The sequence below is a fragment of the Pseudomonas extremaustralis genome (assembly GCF_900102035.1).
GTDB lineage: Bacteria > Pseudomonadota > Gammaproteobacteria > Pseudomonadales > Pseudomonadaceae > Aquipseudomonas > Aquipseudomonas extremaustralis.
Genome location: NZ_LT629689.1, coordinates 1,923,882 through 1,942,169, shown reverse-complemented (window position 1 = coordinate 1,942,169; position 18,288 = coordinate 1,923,882). Strand labels below are relative to the sequence as shown.

The window sequence follows — 18,288 nt, the reverse complement described above, 5'->3', positions numbered from 1 at the left end:
CGGCTTCCCCTTTTTTATGTCTTCAGATCAGTACACTCAGCCAGGTCGAGCCCAGCAGGAGCACGGCCATGCAGCGATTGAAGCGTCGCATCGCCTCGGGCGAGCGCAACACCCGGCCTGACCCCGCGCCCAGCACAGCCCAGGCACCGAGGCAGGGCAGGGCGACCAGGAAAAACACCAGGGACAGGGACAGCACCTGGTGTTGGCGGTCGCTACCGTTGCCGGCAAATACACTGACCACTGCGAGGGCCATCATCCAGGTCTTCGGGTTGATCAATTGCAGGCCGGCGGCGCCGATCAGGCCCAGGGGCTTATCGGTCGCCGCCATTTCAAGGGCTCGGGTGGGGGCGCTGAAAATCTGCCAGGCCAGGAGACTCAACCAGGCGATGCCGATCCACTGCATCGCGGTCTGCACCTTGGGCCAGTGCACGAGGGACTGGCCAAACCCGGACCCCACCAGCAACACAAGGCCGGCGGCCCCCGTGCAGGCGCCCAGGATGATCGGCAAGGCGGCTTTGAAGCCATAACGCGCGCTGTTGCTCAGCACCAGGATATTGGTGGGGCCGGGGGTGATGGAGGCGACGAAGGCGAACAGCATGAAGGGCAACAAGGAAGACAGCATGGTGGGTGACTCCGGTAAATCAGGGGATGGAGTCGATCTTCACAAGCCGGCGCGTTACCTGTCTGGAAGATTTGAGCAGCGCTTGCGGTACGCGGCGGGCGTCAGGCCGTAGGCGCGCACGAACCAGTGGCCCAGGTGGCTCTGGTCGGCAAAACCCAGGGCGATGGCCACGTCGGCGGGTTGCTCACCCTTGGCCAGCCAGTGCCGGGCGCGGGCCAGGCGCAATTGGACCAGGTAGGCATGGGGCGGCAGGCCGAAGGCACTTTTGAAGGCACGGGTCAGGCGGAAGCGGTCGACGCCGCAGGCCAGGGCCAGTTCGTGCATGCCGATGTCCTGATGCAGATGGGCGTGCAGGTACTCCCTGGCCTTGTGCGCCACCCGCGGCAGGCGGGGGTCGTCAGCGTAGCGCGTGCGCCAGTGGAGTTGGGCGGTGAGGCGTTCGAGCAAGTGGTCCATGGCGCGTTGGCGCACGATGCGCAACTCGCCGCTGTGCAGGGTCTGGAATGCTTGGCTGGTGGCCAGGGCCAGGCGCGGGTCGCTGGTCAAGGTATCGGCAAATCCCAGCTGGCGGCTGAGCGGCGCCTCTTCGAACACTGCGCTGACTTCCCGCGCCAACCACTGGGGGTCGAGGTAGAGCATATGGTAGGTAAAACCGTCCGGCGTGGGCGCGTCGCCGTCATGCAACTCGCCGGGCTCCACCAGGAACACCTGGCCGGGCACGCTGTTGTGACGGATGCGCCGGCAGTTGAATTGCTGCACGCCTTGCTCGGTGACGCCGACCAGATAGCTGTCGTGCCAATGGGGATCGTAGGCATGGCCCTGGAAATGTGCGCGCAGGGTCTCGATGCCGGTGTCGGCGTCCTGGGACAGGTCGATCCAGTTGTGCGCGGTCATAACACGCCGAGATTGAATGGGGTCTGCCATTAGCGCCCAGCGGTGCGTGGGCGTCTAGAAGGTTTGTGCAGCCTAACCGAACAGCCCGGCGGCGATATTGATGGAGAAACCCAGAATCGCCGTATTGAACAGAAAACCGATCAACGACTGCCCCAGCACCACCTTGCGCATGCCCCGCGTGGCGACGCCGACGTCCGAGGTTTGCACTGCGACACCGATGGTGAAGGAGAAATACAAGAAGTCCCAATAGTTGGGGGTCAACAGCCCTTCGGCAAAACGCAGTGCCGGTTCCTTGCCTTCCCAGGTGTAGTAGAGGCGAGCGTAGTGCACGCTGAAAATCACCCCGATCAACAACCATGAGCCGATCACCGTCAGGCCGGTAAACCCGTAGTGCAGCAGGCGTTCGGCAGTGGCCAGGTCCTTGGTGCCCAGCAGCTCGAAGGTGATCGTGGCGAGGCTGGCAATGGCGGCGATGCACACGGTGAACAGCACCAGCCCGGCGTTCTCGTCTTCGATTTCGGCGATGCGTTTGACATCGTCAGCCTTGGCGCGGCTGGTCAGCCATAGCATCAGCACCAGATAAGTCCAGACTCCAGCGTTCCAGCCAATGAGGATTTTGCTGACGAGCGTGTCGGCTGGCGCGAGGATGCCCACGGCAAGGCCGAGCAGGGCGGCGGCGGAGAGGCGAGGGTGGGTGCGGGCAAGGAAGGGCATAGGTGCTCACGACAGAGGCGATGGTGAGCACGATAGCGCATTCTGAAGGGGCTGGCTTAGGCTGTCTGTGGTGGTGCCGAGTGGCGAGGCCGCAACGCACCCACAGCAACAGAAAATTCCGACAGCTGACTATTCCCCAAGAGTAAGAATGCTCTCGATTTCCCCTGTGCTATTGAAGCGTCAGATTACAGCTCCCTAGGATTGCGTCCGTATCAATTGATCTCGATGCATTACAAGGAAGCTCCATGCCCCGCCAAAGCGATCTGCATTACACCTTCGAACCGCTGCGGGGCGATTTCTTGAGCCAACTCGCCACTTCCCAACTTGAAGACGACACCTTCCTGCTGGTGCTCAACTGGGTCGAGGAAGTGGTCGAAGGCCGTGGCGTTTCACTGGCACAGATGATGGTGAGTACTGTATTGGGCCTGATTCCGTTTGTGGGGCAGGCCGTCGATGCTTACAACATTTTGCGCTGTCTTTATCTGCTCACGCGCACACCTGGCAGCAGTGCGCATTGGCTGGACTTGGTACTGTCCCTGGTAGCACTGGTGCCGGGCTTTGGTGATGCACTGAAAAACGTGTTCAACATGCTGCGTCACGGCAAGCCCATGGGGCGCATTCTCGACAGCTTGCCGCAGCATGTGCGTGGAAACATCGAAACCTGGTTTCGCACCCTGAACTGGGCACGCTACACCGCTGAAATCATCCAGAACATCGACACGCTGCTGTCTGCACTGATCAACATGCTCAGCCGCAGCCTGTCGACGTGGGCGCTGGGACGCAAGGGCGTGCAGCGCCTGATCGAGCAGTTGCGCAAGCTTCAAGGCATGGCGCAGCAACAGATCACCGACGCGATGTATACACTCCAGCGCGCTCACCAAAAAGCTTTGACCGATCCGCTCCCCAGCACCACCGCGCGCACGCCGACAGCACCTGGGGCGAAAAAAGTCCCCGCGCCCAACAGCCGGGCCAGCGGCAACGTGACGACGCCAACCGCAGGAACTCAGCTACCCGTGCAAGGCCGCGCCACCGCGCATCAAAGGCAGAGCGAACGCTCCAGTCAAAAGCCTAATCAGATCAGTGTGTCGGGCGAACACATTGCCGATTACTACTTCGTCAAACGCCAACGCCGCAGGGCCAAGGTCAACCATCGCGGCAAGCTGTATGAAATGAGTCAGCCAGGCCATCGAGGCATCGACCATGTCTGGCACGGTGCTGGTTTACCGTTGAGCTACCGCATCAGCGACACCAAAGGCACGAGCCGGGCTTTTCACAAACTGGAAACGGCCAAGGCGGTGTTCGCCGGGCTCGAGTACGGAATTGATGCCTACCTGGGCATGGAGGATGAAAAGCGCGTGGAGCGAGCGGTGAATAAACCCACGGTGGGGGATGGGAGGCAGCTGAGTTATAAGTGGATCGCAGCGAAGATTGAGGGGCTCAGATAACCGAGGCGCACAATTCCTGGTTAACGCGCCAGATCAAAGCTTGGAGGAGAGTCGACTTCAAGCTAGGGGGCGAAACTCGCATCGAAGGCAGTCAATCAATCCGTGAGTTAGTTAAGTGTCCTTACGATCGCAGCCTGATCACAGTAGTCGGCCCCAATCATAACTTGCACGAGCGAGCCAAAGGCCCGGTCACACCTAAATGCTGTAAAGCCTCGGTATCGCATCAGATCGGAACCGAATTTGTTTTGCCAACCCAGATGCTACGAGAGTGACCTCAATGAAAAATCTATCTGTTTCTGATTGGGCTCGTTGGTTCAGCTGGAAAATTAGCGAAGCCAATTTTGAAAAGCGCCGTGAGCGTTATGTCCGGTTCGAAAATTATTCGATTAATTTCGACGATTACGTGAATGGTATGCGCATGATCACAACAGACTTACCCAAGTTTCGAGAATGCTCGAAACCTGGCGGTCTTATGACCTCTACAAACCAGAGGCTATGGGACGCCCTAGACTGGATCAACTTGCAGTATTCCGCCGGAGCCCCTGTCGAGCAACTAGCTGAAGTCTGGCCTTATGCACTGCAATGGGCAGAAGAATACGGGGACTTCCACGCGCACTATCATCAGTCCCCTGAAGCGGGAAATTATATGACCCCGCATGCCGCCCTCCGCACCGAAGAATACTGGATCGTCGCATTACGCCTGACCTGCTTTGGCCTGCTCAGCGGCTACGCCCACACCATGCCTCGGGTCATGGCATTTCTGGATTACGCCAACGAACTGATGGGCGTAAGCGATGGTTTGCTCGAGCGTCTAGTTCGACCGTTTGTGAGCGAGCGTGATCTGCCACCCGACACCTGCACCCGACACCTGCCCTATCGCAAACTGCTCAAGGTGTTCAGCGCTGCACCGGCCAAGCGTGCGGCACTGATGAGGGCTTATCTGGATGAGTGGTATCACGCCAGCCGCCGTGAACCCTACATCGATAGACACTTTGAAGGAGGCTTTTGCCACTACGGCTACTGGTCCTGGGAAGCCGCCGCCGTTACTTGGCTTCTGCGCATCGACGACAGCAGCTACCGTGAGATGCAGTTCTATCCCAGGGATTGGGCCGACTACGCCCGCCTATGCCCGTCGCCGCCGATTGAGTCGATGTTGCATTCCGGCCAGGCCTGCCCACAAAGCGGCTGGTGGTGGAGCGATGCCCACCACGATTCTCTATGTCATTTCGAGGCCGGAGATATTTTTCCCGATGTCGCCAGCGGCGTTGCACGCGGAGTCACTGTTTGGCGCTGGGCGCTCGATCAGCGGCGATAGGGTTGAGACTACGCAATCTCTTTGGGTAAACGCTGATCAATCACCTGATACGACGCACTGCTCTGCGACCAAGATAGCGGCTGCAAGACCTACCAGAAGAACACTCCGTCGACCTGCGTCATGTACGCGTTCACCCCCAAAACTTCGCGCTCTGCTTGCCACAGGAAGCCCCGCTCATATGCATAGAAAGCCCGCCACCCGGATCAGCGCTTTTTACGCACCCACTTCATCACCACCACAAAGAACACCGGTACGAACACCACCGCCAGGGTCGCGGTGATCATCCCGCCGATCACTCCTGTGCCAATCGCCTGCTGACTCGCCGAGCTGGCACCGGTGGCGATTGCCAATGGCACCACGCCGAGGATAAACGCCAGCGAGGTCATGATGATCGGTCGCAACCGCAGCCGCGCGGCCTTCAGGGTCGCGTCGATCAGGTCTTCGCCCTGGTCGTACAGGTCCTTGGCGAACTCGATGATCAGGATCGCGTTTTTCGCCGACAGACCGATGATGGTGATCAGGCCGACCTTGAAGAACACATCGTTGGGCATGCCGCGCAAGGTCACGGCCAGCACTGCGCCGAGTACGCCCAGGGGCACCACCAGCAGCACCGAGGTCGGGATCGACCAGCTTTCATACAGCGCCGCCAGGCACAGGAACACGATCAGCAGCGACAGGCCCAGCAGGATCGGCGCCTGGGTGCCGGACAAGCGTTCCTGCAACGACAGTCCGGTCCATTCCTGGCCTAACCCCGCCGGCAACTGGCTGACCAGGCGCTGGATCTCGTTCATGGCCTCGCCGGTGCTGTGCCCCGGTGCCGCTTCGCCGGAAATGGCGATCGCCGGGTAACCGTTATAACGGGTCAACTGTGCCGGGCCCTGGGTCCATTTGGCTTGGACAAACGCCGACAGCGGCACCATCTTCCCGGCATTGTTGCGTACGTGGATCTTCATCAGGTCTTCGACCTGGCTGCGCCGGTCGCCTTCAGCCTGCACTACCACCCGCTGCATGCGGCCCTGGTTGGGGAAGTCGTTGACGTAGGCTGAACCGATGGCCGAGGACAGCACATTGCCCACATCGGCGAAGGAGAGGCCCAATGCGTTGGCTTGCTTGCGATCCACCTCCAATTGCACCTGCGGCGCTTCGGCCAGTGCACTTTCGCGCACGTTGGCCAGGATCGGGCTTTTCTCGGCCGCCGCGAGCAGCTCGGTACGCGCCGCCATCAATGCGGCATGGCCGACGCCCCCGCGGTCCTGCAAGCGGAACTCGAAACCGCTGGAGGTGCCCAGGCCATCCACCGGTGGCGGCAGGATCGCATAGGCAATCGCGTCCTTGAGCTCGCTGAAGGCCAGGTTGGCGCGGTCGGCAATCGACGCGGCGGAGTCTTCGCGGCTGCGCTCCGACCAATCCTTGAGCGTGGTAAACGCCAGAGCCGCGTTCTGCCCGGAGCCGGAAAAACTGAAGCCCATGATCATGGTGGTGTCACCCACCCCCGGCTCGCCCGCGTTGTGCGCCTCGATCTGCTCGGCGACCTGCACCGTGCGGTTCTTGCTCGCGCCCGGCGGCAACTGGATATCGGTGATGGTGTAACCCTGGTCTTCCACCGGCAGGAACGAGGAGGGCAGGCGGCTGAACAACAGCCCCAGGCCCACCAGCAGCACCAGATAGATCAGCAGGTAGCGGCCGCTGCGCTTGAGGGCATAGGCGACCCAGCCTTCATAGCGCTCGGTGAGTTGCTCGAAGCGTTTATTGAACCAGCCGAAGAAGCCACCCTTGGCGTGGTGCTCGCCTTTGGCAATCGGCTTGAGCAAGGTGGTGCACAGGGCCGGGGTCAAGGTCAGGGCGAGGAACGCCGAGAACAGGATCGAGGTGGCCATCGACAACGAGAATTGCTGGTAGATCACCCCCACCGAACCGGCCATGAACGCCATCGGCAGAAACACCGCCACCAGCACCAGGGTGATCCCGACGATGGCGCCAGTAATCTGGCCCATGGCCTTGCGCGTCGCTTCCTTGGGCGACAGGCCCTCGGTGACCATGATGCGCTCGACGTTTTCCACCACCACAATGGCGTCGTCCACCAGGATGCCGATGGCCAGCACCATGCCGAACATGGTCAGCACGTTGATCGAGAACCCCAGCACCAGCATGGTGGCGAAGGTGCCCATCAGCGCGATCGGCACCACCAGGGTCGGGATCAGCGTATAGCGCACGTTCTGCAGGAACAGGAACATCACCGCAAACACCAGCGCCATGGCTTCGAGCAGGGTGTAGACCACCTTGGTGATCGAGACCTTGACGAACGGCGACGTGTCGTAGGGGATCTTGTATTCCACATTGGCGGGGAAGTAGCGCGACAGTTCATCCATCTTCGCCCGCACCAGGGTCGCGGTGTTCAGCGCATTGGCGCCGGGCGCCAATTGCACGCTGACAGCGGTGGAGGGCTTGCCGTTCAGGCGCGTGGAGAACTGGTATTCCTGGCTGCCGATTTCCACCCGCGCCACATCGCCGATGCGCACGGTGGAGCCGTCCGGGTTGGCCTTGAGCACAATGTCGGCGAACTCCGCCGGGGTCGACAGCTGGCCCTTGACCAGGATCGCGGCGGTGATTTCCTGGGTCTTGGTCCCCGGCAAATCACCGATGCTGCCGGCCGAGACCTGGGCGTTCTGCGCGCTGATCGCCGCGTTCACATCGGCCGGCGTGAGGTTGAAACCGATCAGCTTCTGCGGGTCGATCCAGATGCGCATGGCGCGTTCGGCGCCATACAGCTGGGCCTTGCCGACCCCATCCAGGCGCTTGAGCTCGTTCATCACGTTGCGCGCCAGGTAATCGCTGAGCGCCACATCGTCGAGCTTGCCGTCGCTGGAGGTCAGGGTCACCAGCAGCAGGAAGCCGGCAGAGACTTTCTCTACCTGCAAGCCTTGCTGGGTCACGGCCTGGGGCAAGCGCGGCTCCACGGCCTTGAGCCGGTTCTGCACATCCACCTGGGCCATTTCCGGGTTGGTGCCGGGCTGGAACGTTGCGGTAATCGTCGCCGAACCCAGGCTGCTCTGGGATTCGAAATACAGCAGATGATCGGCGCCGTTGAGCTCCTGCTCGATCAGGCTGACCACGCTCTCGTCCAGGGTCTGGGCCGAAGCGCCAGGGTACACCGCGTAGATCTCGACTTTCGGCGGCGCGACGTTGGGGTACTGGGCCACCGGCAACTGCGGGATCGCCAGCAGGCCGGCAAGCAGGATAAACAGGGCGACCACCCAGGCGAAGATCGGGCGGTCAATAAAGAACTGCGGCATGGCGGGTTATTCCTTTACGAGCGGGCCGGAGGCCGGGCTGTCGTCCACGTCCACCTGTTCGCCGGGACGCGCGTGTTGCAGGCCCTCGACGACGATGCGGTCGCCGGCCTTGAGGCCGCTGCTGACCACCCAGCGATCCCCGATCACCGCGCCCAGCTCCACCGGCTGCAGGCTCACGGTCTGTGTGGCATCCAGGCGCAACACCATGGGGATGCCGGCGCTGTCACGGGTGATGGCGCGTTGCGGCACGCTGATGCCTTGGCGGTCGACCGCTTGTTCCACGCGCACCCGCACAAAGCTGCCGGGCAGCAGGTCGAGGTCCGGGTTGGGGAATTCGCTGCGCAGGATGATCTGGCCGGTGCCGGGGTCGACGCTGATCTCGGCGAACAGCAATTTGCCCGGCAGCGGGTAGAGGCTGCCATCGTCCTGGATCAGCGTGGCCTTGGCCTGGTCCTGACCCACTTGCTTCAAGCTGCCGGCGCGGAAGGCGCGGCGCAGCTCGTTCAGCTCGCGGGTGGACTGGGTGAGGTCGGCGTGGATCGGGTCCAGTTGCTGGATGATCGCCAGGGGCGTGGCCTCGTTCTGCCCAACCAGCGCGCCTTCGGTCACCAATGCGCGACCGATGCGCCCGGCGATCGGCGCGGTCACGGTGGCGTAGCCCAGGTTCAACCTGGCGCGCTCGACGGCGGCCTTGTTGGCGGCGACCTCGGCGTTGGTCTGGCGCACGGCGGCGCGGGCATTGTCATAGTCCTGGCCGCTGATGGCGTTGCCTTCCACCAATTGGCTGTAGCGCTGTTCTTGCAGGCGGGCCTGGAAGGCATTGGCCTCGGCCTTGCTCAAATTGGCCTGGGCGCTGTCGAGGTCGGCCTTGAAGGGGGCGGGGTCGATGCGAAACAGCACGTCGCCCTGTTTGACGTCATGGCCTTCCTTGAACACGCGTTGCATCACCACCCCGGCGACCCGTGCGCGCACTTCGGCGATACGCGGCGCGGCGATGCGTCCGCTCAGTTCGCTGCTGATCGACAGGGGCTTGGCTTCAAGGGTTTCGATGCGCACTTTGGCCAGGGGCATTGGCGGCGCTTCGGCGGTCGATTTGTCGCAAGCACCCAGGGCCAGTGTCAGGGCCAGCAGACAAAACGGCGCAAACAGATTCTTCGGCATGCTCTTATCCCAATAATGACTGGCGCATCCTAAGGTTCCCTGCATTGCGGTGCTGTAAAGCTGTGTAGGTCGTCTGTGAAGAAATGTAAGGTGCGGCCCGCGTCGGGCTGCGGGCGTATATCCTTGCACGCTCCTGCAAAACCGCATTATTCGGAAACATCATGCCCAACATCCTTCTGGTGGAAGACGACGCCGCCCTCTCCGAGCTGATTGCCAGCTACCTGGAGCGCAACGGCTACCACGTCAGCGTGCTCAGCCGCGGGGACCTCGTCCGCGAGCGTGCGCGCCTCAATCCGCCGGACCTGGTGATCCTCGACCTGATGCTGCCGGGCCTAGACGGCCTGCAAGTGTGCCGCCTGCTGCGCGCCGACTCGGCGGGGCTGCCGATCCTGATGCTCACCGCCCGCGACGACAGCCACGACCAGGTGCTGGGCCTGGAAATGGGCGCCGACGACTATGTCACCAAACCCTGCGAGCCCCGCGTCCTGCTGGCGCGGGTGCGCACGCTGTTGCGCCGCAGCAGTCTGTCCGAACCCCAGGTGGCCAACGACCGGATACTCATGGGCAACCTGTGCATCGACCTGTCGGAACGCAGCGTGACCTGGCGCGACCAGGCGGTGGAGTTGTCCAGCGGCGAATACAACCTGCTGGTGGTGCTCGCCCGGCATGCCGGCGAGGTGCTCAGCCGCGACCAGATCCTGCAACGCCTGCGTGGCATCGAGTTCAACGGCACCGACCGGTCGGTGGACGTGGCCATCTCCAAGCTGCGCCGCAAGTTCGACGACCACGCCGGCGAAGCGCGCAAGATCAAGACAGTGTGGGGCAAGGGCTATCTGTTCAGCCGTTCCGAGTGGGAGTGCTGAGCCATGTTTCGCGTGCTGCTGCGCCTCTACCTGATCACCATCGTGACGTACAGCGCGGCGATCTTTCTGATTCCCAAGTTGGTGATCCAACTGTTCGAACACCGTTACCTGGACTACAACGTCGAGCAGTCCCGCGGCATGCAGACGTTGATCGTCAAGCAATACCTGCGGGCGCCGGTGGAACGCTGGTCGCAGGTGACCGAGCAACTGGGGCGTGACTTTGCGCCGCTGAAAGTGCAATTGCTGCTGCGCCAGGACGCCAGTTACAGCCCCGAAGAGGCGGCGCTGCTGGCGCAGGGCAAGCCGGTGATTCACCTGGGTGAGTGGGGCTGGATGGAGCAGATCAGCTCGCCGATCAACGCACAGTTCGTGGTCAAGCTGACCATTCCGCCGGACCCGCTGGACATGAACCTGCTGTACTGGTCGATGAACGTGCTGATCGGTGCCGCGCTGCTGGCGTGTCTTCTGGTGTGGTTGCGCCCACATTGGCGCGACCTGGAGCGTCTGAAAACCACTGCCGTGCAACTGGGCAAGGGCAACCTGGGCGCGCGTACGCAGATTCCTTCCAGCTCCAACATCGGCAGCCTGGCCTCGGTCTTCGACACCATGGCCGACGATATCGAACAGTTGCTCAACCAGCAGCGTGACCTGCTCAACGCGGTCTCCCACGAATTGCGCACGCCGCTCACGCGCCTGGATTTCGGCCTGGCCCTGGCCCTCTCGGAAGACCTGCCGCCCGCCAGCCGCGAACGCATGCAAAGCCTGGTGGCGCATATTCGCGAGCTGGATGAACTGGTGCTCGAATTGCTCTCCTACAGCCGCCTGCAAAACCCGGCGCAACTGCCGGAGCGGGTTGACGTGGTCCTCGATGAATTTATCGACAGCGTACTGGGCAGCGTGGACGACGAGCTGGAAAATCCCGAAATCGTCATCGACGTGGCGCTCGATTGTGCCGTGGAGCGCTTCAGCCTCGACCCGCGCCTCACCGCCCGCGCATTGCAGAACCTGCTGCGCAACGCCACGCGTTACTGCGAAAAGCGCATTCAGGTGGGCGTCAAGGTCTGCCCCAAGGGCTGTGAAATCTGGGTGGACGACGATGGCATCGGCATTCCGCCGGACCAGCGCGAACGCATCTTCGAACCCTTCTACCGTCTCGATCGCAGCCGCGACCGCACCACCGGCGGCTTCGGCCTCGGCCTGGCCATCAGCCGGCGCGCCGTGGAAGCCCAGGGCGGCACCTTGACCGCCGTGGCCTCGCCGTTGGGCGGTGCGCGGTTTCGGCTGTGGTTGCCCACTCGAGCACCTTGCCCCATGAAATGATGACCGTAGGAGCGAGCTTGCTCGCGAAGAACCCGAGGGCGCTGCTGGCATGCTGGATGCCTGCGTTATCGTTCACGTTTTTCGCGAGCAAGCTCGCTCCTACAGGCACGTACGATTGGATGCCGCACATGGAAAATCAAGGATCGGAAACGCCGCAAAAAGGGCATAGGCCCTCGATGTGAGCAAAAAGGCATAAAGTCAGATCACATTGATATAAGTCGTTATAAGAAAAATCGCTATCCTGCGGCCAGAAATTTATAAGGCCGCAGGTAGCTGTAATGGAAGTGGGTAACTTTGGTTTTGTAATTGCGGGCCTGATCGTTGGTTTTATCGTGGGCATGACCGGTGTAGGCGGGGGCTCGTTGATGACCCCGATCCTGTTGTGGTTCGGTATCAACCCGGCCACCGCCGTGGGCACTGACCTGTTGTACGCCGCCATCACCAAATCCGGTGGGGTGCTGGTGCACAGCAAGAACAAGAACATCGACTGGACCATCACCGGCTGGCTCACCCTGGGCAGCGTGCCCGCCGTGTTGCTGACCCTGTGGTTCCTCGCCAGCCTGCACACTGACCCCAGCGCGATGAACGCCGTGATCAAACAGGCCCTCGGCGTGGTACTGCTGCTGACCGCCCTGGCGATCCTCTTCAAGAAAAGCCTGTTGGCCTTCGCCCAGCGCCACGCGGGCGATGGCTACCACATGAACCCGCGCAACCTGAATGGGTTGACGGTCGTGACCGGTGTGGTGCTGGGCACTATGGTTGCGCTGACCTCCATCGGCGCGGGCGCCCTCGGTACGGTCGCGTTGTTTATCCTGTATCCCTTCCTGGCCACACGCCGCCTGGTCGGCACCGAGATCGCCCACGCCGTGCCCCTCACGCTGGTAGCGGGCCTGGGGCACGCCGGCATGGGCAATATGGACTGGCACCTGTTGGGGTTCCTGCTGATGGGCTCGCTGCCGGGCATCTATATCGGCAGCCACATGACCGGCAAGATTCCAGACGGTGTACTGCGCCCGTGCCTGGCGCTCATGCTGATGGTCATTGGCTACAAGTTGGTCTTCTGATGTGTGGGTTGCTGCTCAGGGATGCGGCGTGTTGATTACGGGGCCTACACATGATGTTCATCAATAGCCTTGGCATGCGCCAAGGCTGTTTTTGTTCGTTGGGTTACTTATATCTCTGGTCTACGGTCTGGATGTTCGGCGTCGAAGCCTTGTGTAGGGTGGGCGGGAAGGGGGTGGTCGTTCATTAAATTGGGGAAGCGTAGATTAGGATCGGTTCTGAGTCGTTCCCATAAGTCGGAATAAAACACGTGAAGCTCTTCGTCTGGCTTATATCCGAAATCATATACTGTTCGAGATTTAGAATCGAAAGCACCTATTAGATTTCGGAAACCCGTAGTACTACCTAGTGACGCGGCACGCTGATAGTAAAATAGTGCTTTAGGTTTATTCTCTTTAGATATCTCATAAAATGCGGCTGTTTCTATAATTGCCTCTTGTGATTCTTGAGCACCAGCACATTGAAAATAAGGCTCCGCCATTCGTTCGTCCTGTTTGTCTCGAGGCAGTTGGAATGCAAAATAATTCCCAATACGTACCTGAGCCAGCGGACTTCCTAACTGCGCAGCCTGAAACATATAAGAACTGGCCATTCGATCTGACCTCAGTACACCTACCCCATTTTCAGCAATGACAGCCCAGTTGTAATAACCCAACGGGACTTTGAGTTTCACCATGCGTTCATAGAGGTCGAGCATTTTGCTGGTGTCTTGTTCAACACCTGGCTGCCCAGGCCAGCCCGTGCGATAGAGCCCCGCTAGATTGTGCATCGCTTTCCAGTGATCTTTGGCGATAGCCTTTTCGTAGAGCCAAACAATTTTCCGCCAATTTTTAACCCCACGTACTTTCTCCAAAGCGCGAGCCTCTTGAAACCAGAGTTCGGCCTCGGCATCCAGTGGTGGGTTGTGATCTTTTTCATAAGCACAAGTAAAGATTGGATATGCCATGACAGGGGCTCCACTCAGAAAAAATGAAAGAACAAGGACACCAATGGAGACACCGTTAATCAACAGCTTTGGCATAAGGCGTCTCCACATCCCAAAATCGGGTTAAATGAGCTTCTAATGGTTTATTCTGCCCCATCCTCTTCCAATTCTTGTCCATAACCTCATTCCAGAATTTAAAGTTCTCAGTTGCTTCGCACATGCCACCACTATCATTAAACGACTTCCCCACATGCAACCCCCACAACTCCTCCCGCCACCGCTTCGCCAACTCATAATCCGGTGCGGCCAGTCCCAACTCCGAGTCCGTATGCATACTGCGGGTATTGATATTGGCGGAACTCAGCAAACTGAAAACATCGTCCACCACCAATAACTTGGAGTGCACATAGATATCGCGGAACTGGGCTGTTTCGCCTTCAAACAACGGACTTCCGGGTTCTGGTGTGCAGGTCGTCAGGGTGCCGATCACTACTTTCAGTCCCGGTATGTCCTTGAGGGTGTAGGGTTTTTCATCGTCGTTTTCACCGTCTTTCGGCTTGCCGAGTTCAGGGATGTCTTCGGGTTTGAGCCCGCCCAGGCGTTCCTCGACTTCGGGCGTGATGCCCTTTGCTTCCAGTTCTGCAATCTCGCGTTTGAGTACGTCGGCGCGGTTGAGTTGGGCCCTTTGTACGTAGGGATCACGGTGGGGATTGGCCTCCAGGTACGCCAGTTCGCTGCGCTTTCGCAGCATGTCCTCGGCCAGGGTGCGTTGGGCCTGGGGCATCAGTTGTTCCTGTCCCAGTTCCTGCAACATGGCATAGGTGGTACTGGAAAAACTCTTGTCGTTCGGGTGGTTGGTGACCACGAACAAGTACAGGTCTTGTTCTCTGCCCTTTGCGATATAGGCCGCCGCCAACTCGCGCAACTGCCGGGCAAACGCCGGATAGCGAAAATACTGATTTTCAAAATAGGCGTAGTTACGCACGTTGCCCAACGCCTTGTGGTACAGCTCCAGGATCGACGTTTCCGCGCCTTCCTGCGGTTGGGTGCGGCAGATTTGTGCCATGGTCGGGCCGGCGCTTTTGAAGTGCTCCGGGTTGATGGCGTCGCGTTGTTCGCTCAGGCCGTCGGTAAACCATTTTTTGATCCAGAAGGTTTCCCGGTCCCAGGCGCTGCTGAAGTTGTGGTTCAGGTCGTGCAGGACCGAGCCTTGCACTTTCATCGACAGGTCCTGCCAGGGGCCGAAGCCTGGGCTGCGCCCGGCGGCTTTGTCGTGGTACAGGTGCGCGCTGGTGTCCCAGTAGTTGCGGTGCATGTTGTGGCCCATGACGAAACCTACGGCGTTCGCGGTGTCTTCGTAGTCCACCAGCACCATTTTCTGGTGGTGGCTGGCGAACAGGGTCAACAGCAACATATGCGCAAAGTTCGTATCGGGGGCTTCGCCTCTGATCAATCTATACAGGGTCGACAGACGGCCCTTTTCAGTGAGCATCTGCGGCCCGCGCAGGAGCGCGTTCAAGGGCAGTTCAGTGGAAAAATCCCGCGTGCGAAACTCCACATTCCGCATCTGCCCATCGTGGATACGGCGGAACCACTCCCGGGTGTATTCCTCATCCTGGGGCGAATATTGGGGTGCTCCCGAGCCTATGAGCAGGTTGTAGCCACCTCGCCCGTTCAGTTGGTTTTCCACCTCAACCAGAATGGCCTGCAGTTCCTTTTCGCGCTGCTGGTAGCGGTAACCACTGGTGCCGTAATAAGGCAGTTTGCCCGCGCGCAGTTTGATCAATTCCTCCTGATGAACGGTGCGCCGGAATTCCAAGACATGTCGGGCCTGGCGCTCGCGGTCGGACGCCGCGCGGCCCCTGGCGATGCCAGACCCCAGCGCCGTGCCGCCAGACCCCGCGAGGCCGTCGCCGATGAGGGTGTTTTCCACGAAGTTGGCCAGGGGGTTTTTCCAGATCAGCACGCGGGTATTGACCCGGTGGCGACCGCGAACATCCAGCAGTTCGCCAATGCGGTCACTGCCGGGTTTGAAGCGCATCGCCGGGTCGAAGCCCCAGCTGATGATGTCGACGCTGCGGGTCGCGGCCTCGATGGCATCGTAGACCGCACCGAAGGCCTGCTCGCCGTTGATCAACGGGGTGACCTTCACGCCGAATCGGGGTGGGTAGAAGGCTTTTTGGGCGAACCAGTCCATGGTCAGGCAAATGGATGTGTGGCGTTTGGGGTCCAGTAGGATCTCTTCCTTGGCGTAATCAGGCTTCATTGGATTGCTCCCTACGCTGAAGCTGTGTCTGGCTTCAGCTCTTCGCAAACGGCAGTTTTATGAGAAGCGCGATGATAACCAGCCTGAACTGTGCAAGAAGTTGCGCACCTGGCCGGAGAAGGCCGGTGCGCATGGGAATAAAAAAACTGAGACTGGATATTTCTTGGCTTTAGCGCGTATTCCGCACTCGTGCGTCGACGGGTGTCGCGGGGCCGGCGTTGGCGGGGCAGCGGAATGTGGGCGGGATGGTTTTTTCCAGGCGCAGGGCAGGGCAGTGGTCTGCGTAGTAATCGTCGATCACGGCAAAGCGCTGGTAGCCGTTGCGTTCATACAAGGCCAGGGCGCCGGGATTGTCGGTGCGCACTTCCAGGCGTAGGCAGGTGCAGGCGTGTTGCACCGCACAGGCTTCGATGCGGCTCAGCAGTTGTTTGCCCAGGCCCATGCCGCGGGCGTTTTCGTCGATGGCAATGGAATACAGGCGCGCCAACGAGCTGCCGCGTCGGAACAGCACCAGCCCATAACCGAGCAATTGCCCGTTCTGTTCCGCCACCAGCAAGTAGCCGTGGGCGCGCCCGATCATCCAGTGGAAACTGCGCGCTGAGAGCCGGTCGGTGCTGAAGCAGCGCTGTTCAAGTGCTACTAACGCCGGCACATCGGTAGGTAATGCAATACGAAAGAAAAGAGCCATATGACCGCCGTAAAAGTTGCGTAACGAAACGGGACTTCCCTAAAAGATCGTGCTTAATAGAAAAGGTCGAGTTCTCTAAAGCGGATCAAATATTATGTCGGCGGTACAAAGTCATTGGCGTGAAGTATCCGAGCAAAGCGTCGCGGCGACAATAACTTCCAAAGGCTATTTTGCAGCGCCAGCCAAAGGGGCCAGCCAAGTAGTAATTATTGTCGAGCGCAAGGAAGACTGGGCTTCCTATTTCCCCAGCGAAGACATCGTCACCGCCCAGGAGTACCTGGAGCAGACGCGGGAAAACGAGACCGGTAAACGTGTACAGGTGATTAATCTGTGCCGCAGCTACAAGTACCTGGGCCACGGTTACTACTGTTCGCTACTGGCCGAAGCGCGCGGGCACAAGGTGATTCCGTCGGTGCGCACCATCAGTGAACTGACTAAAAAGTCACTGTATGGACTGGCGCTGGATGACCTGGATAAAGTCCTCGATAAAGCCTTGAGTCACCATCTTTACAGCAATACCGAGGGCTTTACCCTGACACTTTATTTTGGTCGGACCAATATAGAGCCGTTGCAGGAATTGGCCCGTCAATTATTTGAAGCTTTTCCATGTCCGATCTTGTTAGTTGAATTCAGAAAGAATAACGGCTGGCACATCGAGGGGGTCAAGTCCGGCGTCTTGCACAAGTTGCGCGACGATCAGGAAGATCAATTCGCCCACGCCCTGGACAACTTCAGCCGCAAGATCTGGCGCCAGCCACGCTCACGTCGCCTGGCCCGTTATGACCTGGCCATCCTTCACGATCCCCACGAGCAATTGCCGCCGTCCAACGCCAAGGCGTTGGAGCATTTCATCCGTGTGGGCAAGGGCTTGGGCATCGACGTGGAGTTGATCGAGCGCAAGGACTACGCACGCCTGGCCGAATACGACGCTTTGCTGATCCGCGAGACCACCAGCGTCGATAACCATACCTACCGTTTCGCCAAGAAAGCCGAAAGCGAAGGGCTGGTGGTGATGGACGACCCGGCGTCGATCCTGCGCTGCACCAATAAGGTCTACCTCACCGACCTGCTCAACAGCCATCGACTGGGCATGCCGGCCACCGAGATTCTGTACAAGGAGCGACCGGAAGATTTCGAACGGGTCGGCGAGCGCCTGGGCTTTCCCCTGGTGTTGAAAATCCCCGACGGCTGTTTTTCCCGCGGCGTGATCAAGGTCGAAAGCCAGGACGCCTTGCTCAAGGCCACTGCGCAGTTGTTCGAGCATTCGGTGCTGTTGCTGGCCCAGGAGTTTTTCTATACCGAGTACGACTGGCGCATTGGCGTGCTCAACCGCAAACCGATTTTTGCCTGCCAATACTTCATGTCCAAGGGCCATTGGCAGATCTACAACCACAAGGCCATCGGCCAGGACATCAATGGCGAATGCCGTACCCTGGCGATCCATGAAGCGCCCAAGGCGGTGGTGGATCTGGCGGTGAAGACCGCCAACCTGATCGGCGACGGCCTCTACGGGGTCGACCTCAAGCAATCCGGCGACAAGGTGGTGGTGATCGAAGTCAACGACAACCCCAACCTGGACGCGGGCATTGAAGATGCGTACTTGCAGGACGACCTGTACGCCCTGGTGCTGGAGGAATTCGTCCGCCGCCTGGAGTTGAAGCGCCAGGGCCAGGTCTGGTAGGGGCGAAGATCCAGCGCGTTGAAGTGGCCGATCTGCCGC

Annotated in this window: 13 protein-coding genes and 1 pseudogene; 6 read left to right on the top strand and 8 right to left on the bottom strand. The window is 60.1% G+C overall.

Annotated elements, in window-relative coordinates:
- Positions 1-22 precede the first annotated feature (22 nt).
- The 3 genes from BLR63_RS09090 to BLR63_RS09080 all read right to left on the bottom strand — a co-directional run bounded on the left by BLR63_RS09090 (position 23) and on the right by BLR63_RS09080 (position 2,230).
- Positions 23-622 (bottom strand): LysE family translocator, encoded by a 600-nt coding sequence (locus BLR63_RS09090; RefSeq protein ID WP_010564710.1) that lies wholly within the window; start codon positions 620-622, stop codon positions 23-25.
- 54 nt (positions 623-676) lie between these two features.
- The gene (locus BLR63_RS09085) at positions 677-1,516 is read right to left on the bottom strand and encodes an AraC family transcriptional regulator (RefSeq protein WP_010564709.1); all 840 of its coding nucleotides are present in this window, start codon (positions 1,514-1,516) and stop codon (positions 677-679) included.
- Between the two features lie 72 nt (positions 1,517-1,588).
- Positions 1,589-2,230 carry a DUF1345 domain-containing protein gene (locus BLR63_RS09080; RefSeq protein ID WP_010564708.1) on the bottom strand — a complete coding sequence of 214 codons (642 nt, stop codon included), beginning with the start codon at positions 2,228-2,230 and terminating at the stop codon, positions 1,589-1,591.
- 245 nt (positions 2,231-2,475) lie between these two features.
- Between BLR63_RS09080 and BLR63_RS09075 the strand changes: the two genes are divergently transcribed.
- A complete protein-coding gene (locus tag BLR63_RS09075) occupies positions 2,476-3,675 on the top strand; it encodes a hypothetical protein (protein ID WP_010564707.1) in 1,200 nt (399 codons plus the stop codon).
- 277 nt (positions 3,676-3,952) lie between these two features.
- The gene (locus BLR63_RS09070) at positions 3,953-4,990 is read left to right on the top strand and encodes a PoNe immunity protein domain-containing protein (protein ID WP_042946763.1); all 1,038 of its coding nucleotides are present in this window, start codon (positions 3,953-3,955) and stop codon (positions 4,988-4,990) included.
- 203 nt (positions 4,991-5,193) lie between these two features.
- On the opposite strand, the gene BLR63_RS09065 is transcribed toward BLR63_RS09070, so the two are convergent.
- Complete coding sequence (locus BLR63_RS09065; RefSeq protein ID WP_010564705.1) at positions 5,194-8,283, bottom strand: efflux RND transporter permease subunit; 3,090 nt, start codon at positions 8,281-8,283, stop codon at positions 5,194-5,196.
- A 6-nt stretch (positions 8,284-8,289) separates the two neighbouring features.
- The gene (locus BLR63_RS09060) at positions 8,290-9,444 is read right to left on the bottom strand and encodes an efflux RND transporter periplasmic adaptor subunit (RefSeq protein ID WP_010564704.1); all 1,155 of its coding nucleotides are present in this window, start codon (positions 9,442-9,444) and stop codon (positions 8,290-8,292) included.
- 161 nt (positions 9,445-9,605) lie between these two features.
- Between BLR63_RS09060 and BLR63_RS09055 the strand changes: the two genes are divergently transcribed.
- The 3 genes from BLR63_RS09055 (at position 9,606) to BLR63_RS09040 (ending at position 12,691) form a co-directional block, all read left to right on the top strand.
- Positions 9,606-10,307 (top strand): response regulator transcription factor, encoded by a 702-nt coding sequence (locus tag BLR63_RS09055; RefSeq protein ID WP_010564703.1) that lies wholly within the window; start codon positions 9,606-9,608, stop codon positions 10,305-10,307.
- 3 nt (positions 10,308-10,310) lie between these two features.
- Positions 10,311-11,627, top strand: a complete 1,317-nt coding sequence (locus BLR63_RS09050; RefSeq protein ID WP_010564702.1) for an ATP-binding protein — start codon at positions 10,311-10,313, stop codon at positions 11,625-11,627.
- A gap of 278 nt (positions 11,628-11,905) precedes the next feature.
- Positions 11,906-12,691 carry a sulfite exporter TauE/SafE family protein gene (locus BLR63_RS09040; RefSeq protein WP_010564701.1) on the top strand — a complete coding sequence of 262 codons (786 nt, stop codon included), beginning with the start codon at positions 11,906-11,908 and terminating at the stop codon, positions 12,689-12,691.
- A 107-nt stretch (positions 12,692-12,798) separates the two neighbouring features.
- Here the strand turns inward: BLR63_RS09040 and BLR63_RS09035 are convergent, their stop codons facing one another.
- The 3 genes and pseudogenes from BLR63_RS09035 to BLR63_RS09025 all read right to left on the bottom strand — a co-directional run.
- A complete protein-coding gene (locus BLR63_RS09035; protein WP_010564700.1) occupies positions 12,799-13,710 on the bottom strand; it encodes a tetratricopeptide repeat protein in 912 nt (303 codons plus the stop codon).
- The gene (locus BLR63_RS09030) at positions 13,691-15,880 is read right to left on the bottom strand and encodes a hypothetical protein (protein ID WP_083365943.1); all 2,190 of its coding nucleotides are present in this window, start codon (positions 15,878-15,880) and stop codon (positions 13,691-13,693) included. The genes BLR63_RS09035 and BLR63_RS09030 overlap by 20 nt, the downstream gene beginning before the upstream one ends.
- Before the next feature lie 244 nt (positions 15,881-16,124).
- Positions 16,125-16,568, bottom strand: a pseudogene (locus BLR63_RS09025) (GNAT family N-acetyltransferase); the annotation flags it as partial.
- A gap of 94 nt (positions 16,569-16,662) precedes the next feature.
- Between BLR63_RS09025 and BLR63_RS09020 the strand changes: the two are divergent.
- A complete protein-coding gene (locus BLR63_RS09020; RefSeq protein ID WP_010567515.1) occupies positions 16,663-18,249 on the top strand; it encodes a RimK family alpha-L-glutamate ligase in 1,587 nt (528 codons plus the stop codon).
- Positions 18,250-18,288 lie beyond the last annotated feature (39 nt).

What these genes read in the sequence shown, in the direction of transcription:
- BLR63_RS09090 (WP_010564710.1), bottom strand. Translation starts at nt 622, where the DNA reads ATGCTGTCTTCCTTGTTGCCCTTCATGCTGTTCGCCTTCGTCGCCTCC.
- BLR63_RS09085 (WP_010564709.1), bottom strand. Translation starts at nt 1,516, where the DNA reads ATGACCGCGCACAACTGGATCGACCTGTCCCAGGACGCCGACACCGGC.
- BLR63_RS09080 (WP_010564708.1), bottom strand. Translation starts at nt 2,230, where the DNA reads ATGCCCTTCCTTGCCCGCACCCACCCTCGCCTCTCCGCCGCCGCCCTG.
- BLR63_RS09075 (WP_010564707.1), top strand. Translation starts at nt 2,476, where the DNA reads ATGCCCCGCCAAAGCGATCTGCATTACACCTTCGAACCGCTGCGGGGC.
- BLR63_RS09070 (WP_042946763.1), top strand. Translation starts at nt 3,953, where the DNA reads ATGAAAAATCTATCTGTTTCTGATTGGGCTCGTTGGTTCAGCTGGAAA.
- BLR63_RS09065 (WP_010564705.1), bottom strand. Translation starts at nt 8,283, where the DNA reads ATGCCGCAGTTCTTTATTGACCGCCCGATCTTCGCCTGGGTGGTCGCC.
- BLR63_RS09060 (WP_010564704.1), bottom strand. Translation starts at nt 9,444, where the DNA reads ATGCCGAAGAATCTGTTTGCGCCGTTTTGTCTGCTGGCCCTGACACTG.
- BLR63_RS09055 (WP_010564703.1), top strand. Translation starts at nt 9,606, where the DNA reads ATGCCCAACATCCTTCTGGTGGAAGACGACGCCGCCCTCTCCGAGCTG.
- BLR63_RS09050 (WP_010564702.1), top strand. Translation starts at nt 10,311, where the DNA reads ATGTTTCGCGTGCTGCTGCGCCTCTACCTGATCACCATCGTGACGTAC.
- BLR63_RS09040 (WP_010564701.1), top strand. Translation starts at nt 11,906, where the DNA reads ATGGAAGTGGGTAACTTTGGTTTTGTAATTGCGGGCCTGATCGTTGGT.
- BLR63_RS09035 (WP_010564700.1), bottom strand. Translation starts at nt 13,710, where the DNA reads ATGCCAAAGCTGTTGATTAACGGTGTCTCCATTGGTGTCCTTGTTCTT.
- BLR63_RS09030 (WP_083365943.1), bottom strand. Translation starts at nt 15,880, where the DNA reads ATGAAGCCTGATTACGCCAAGGAAGAGATCCTACTGGACCCCAAACGC.
- BLR63_RS09020 (WP_010567515.1), top strand. Translation starts at nt 16,663, where the DNA reads ATGTCGGCGGTACAAAGTCATTGGCGTGAAGTATCCGAGCAAAGCGTC.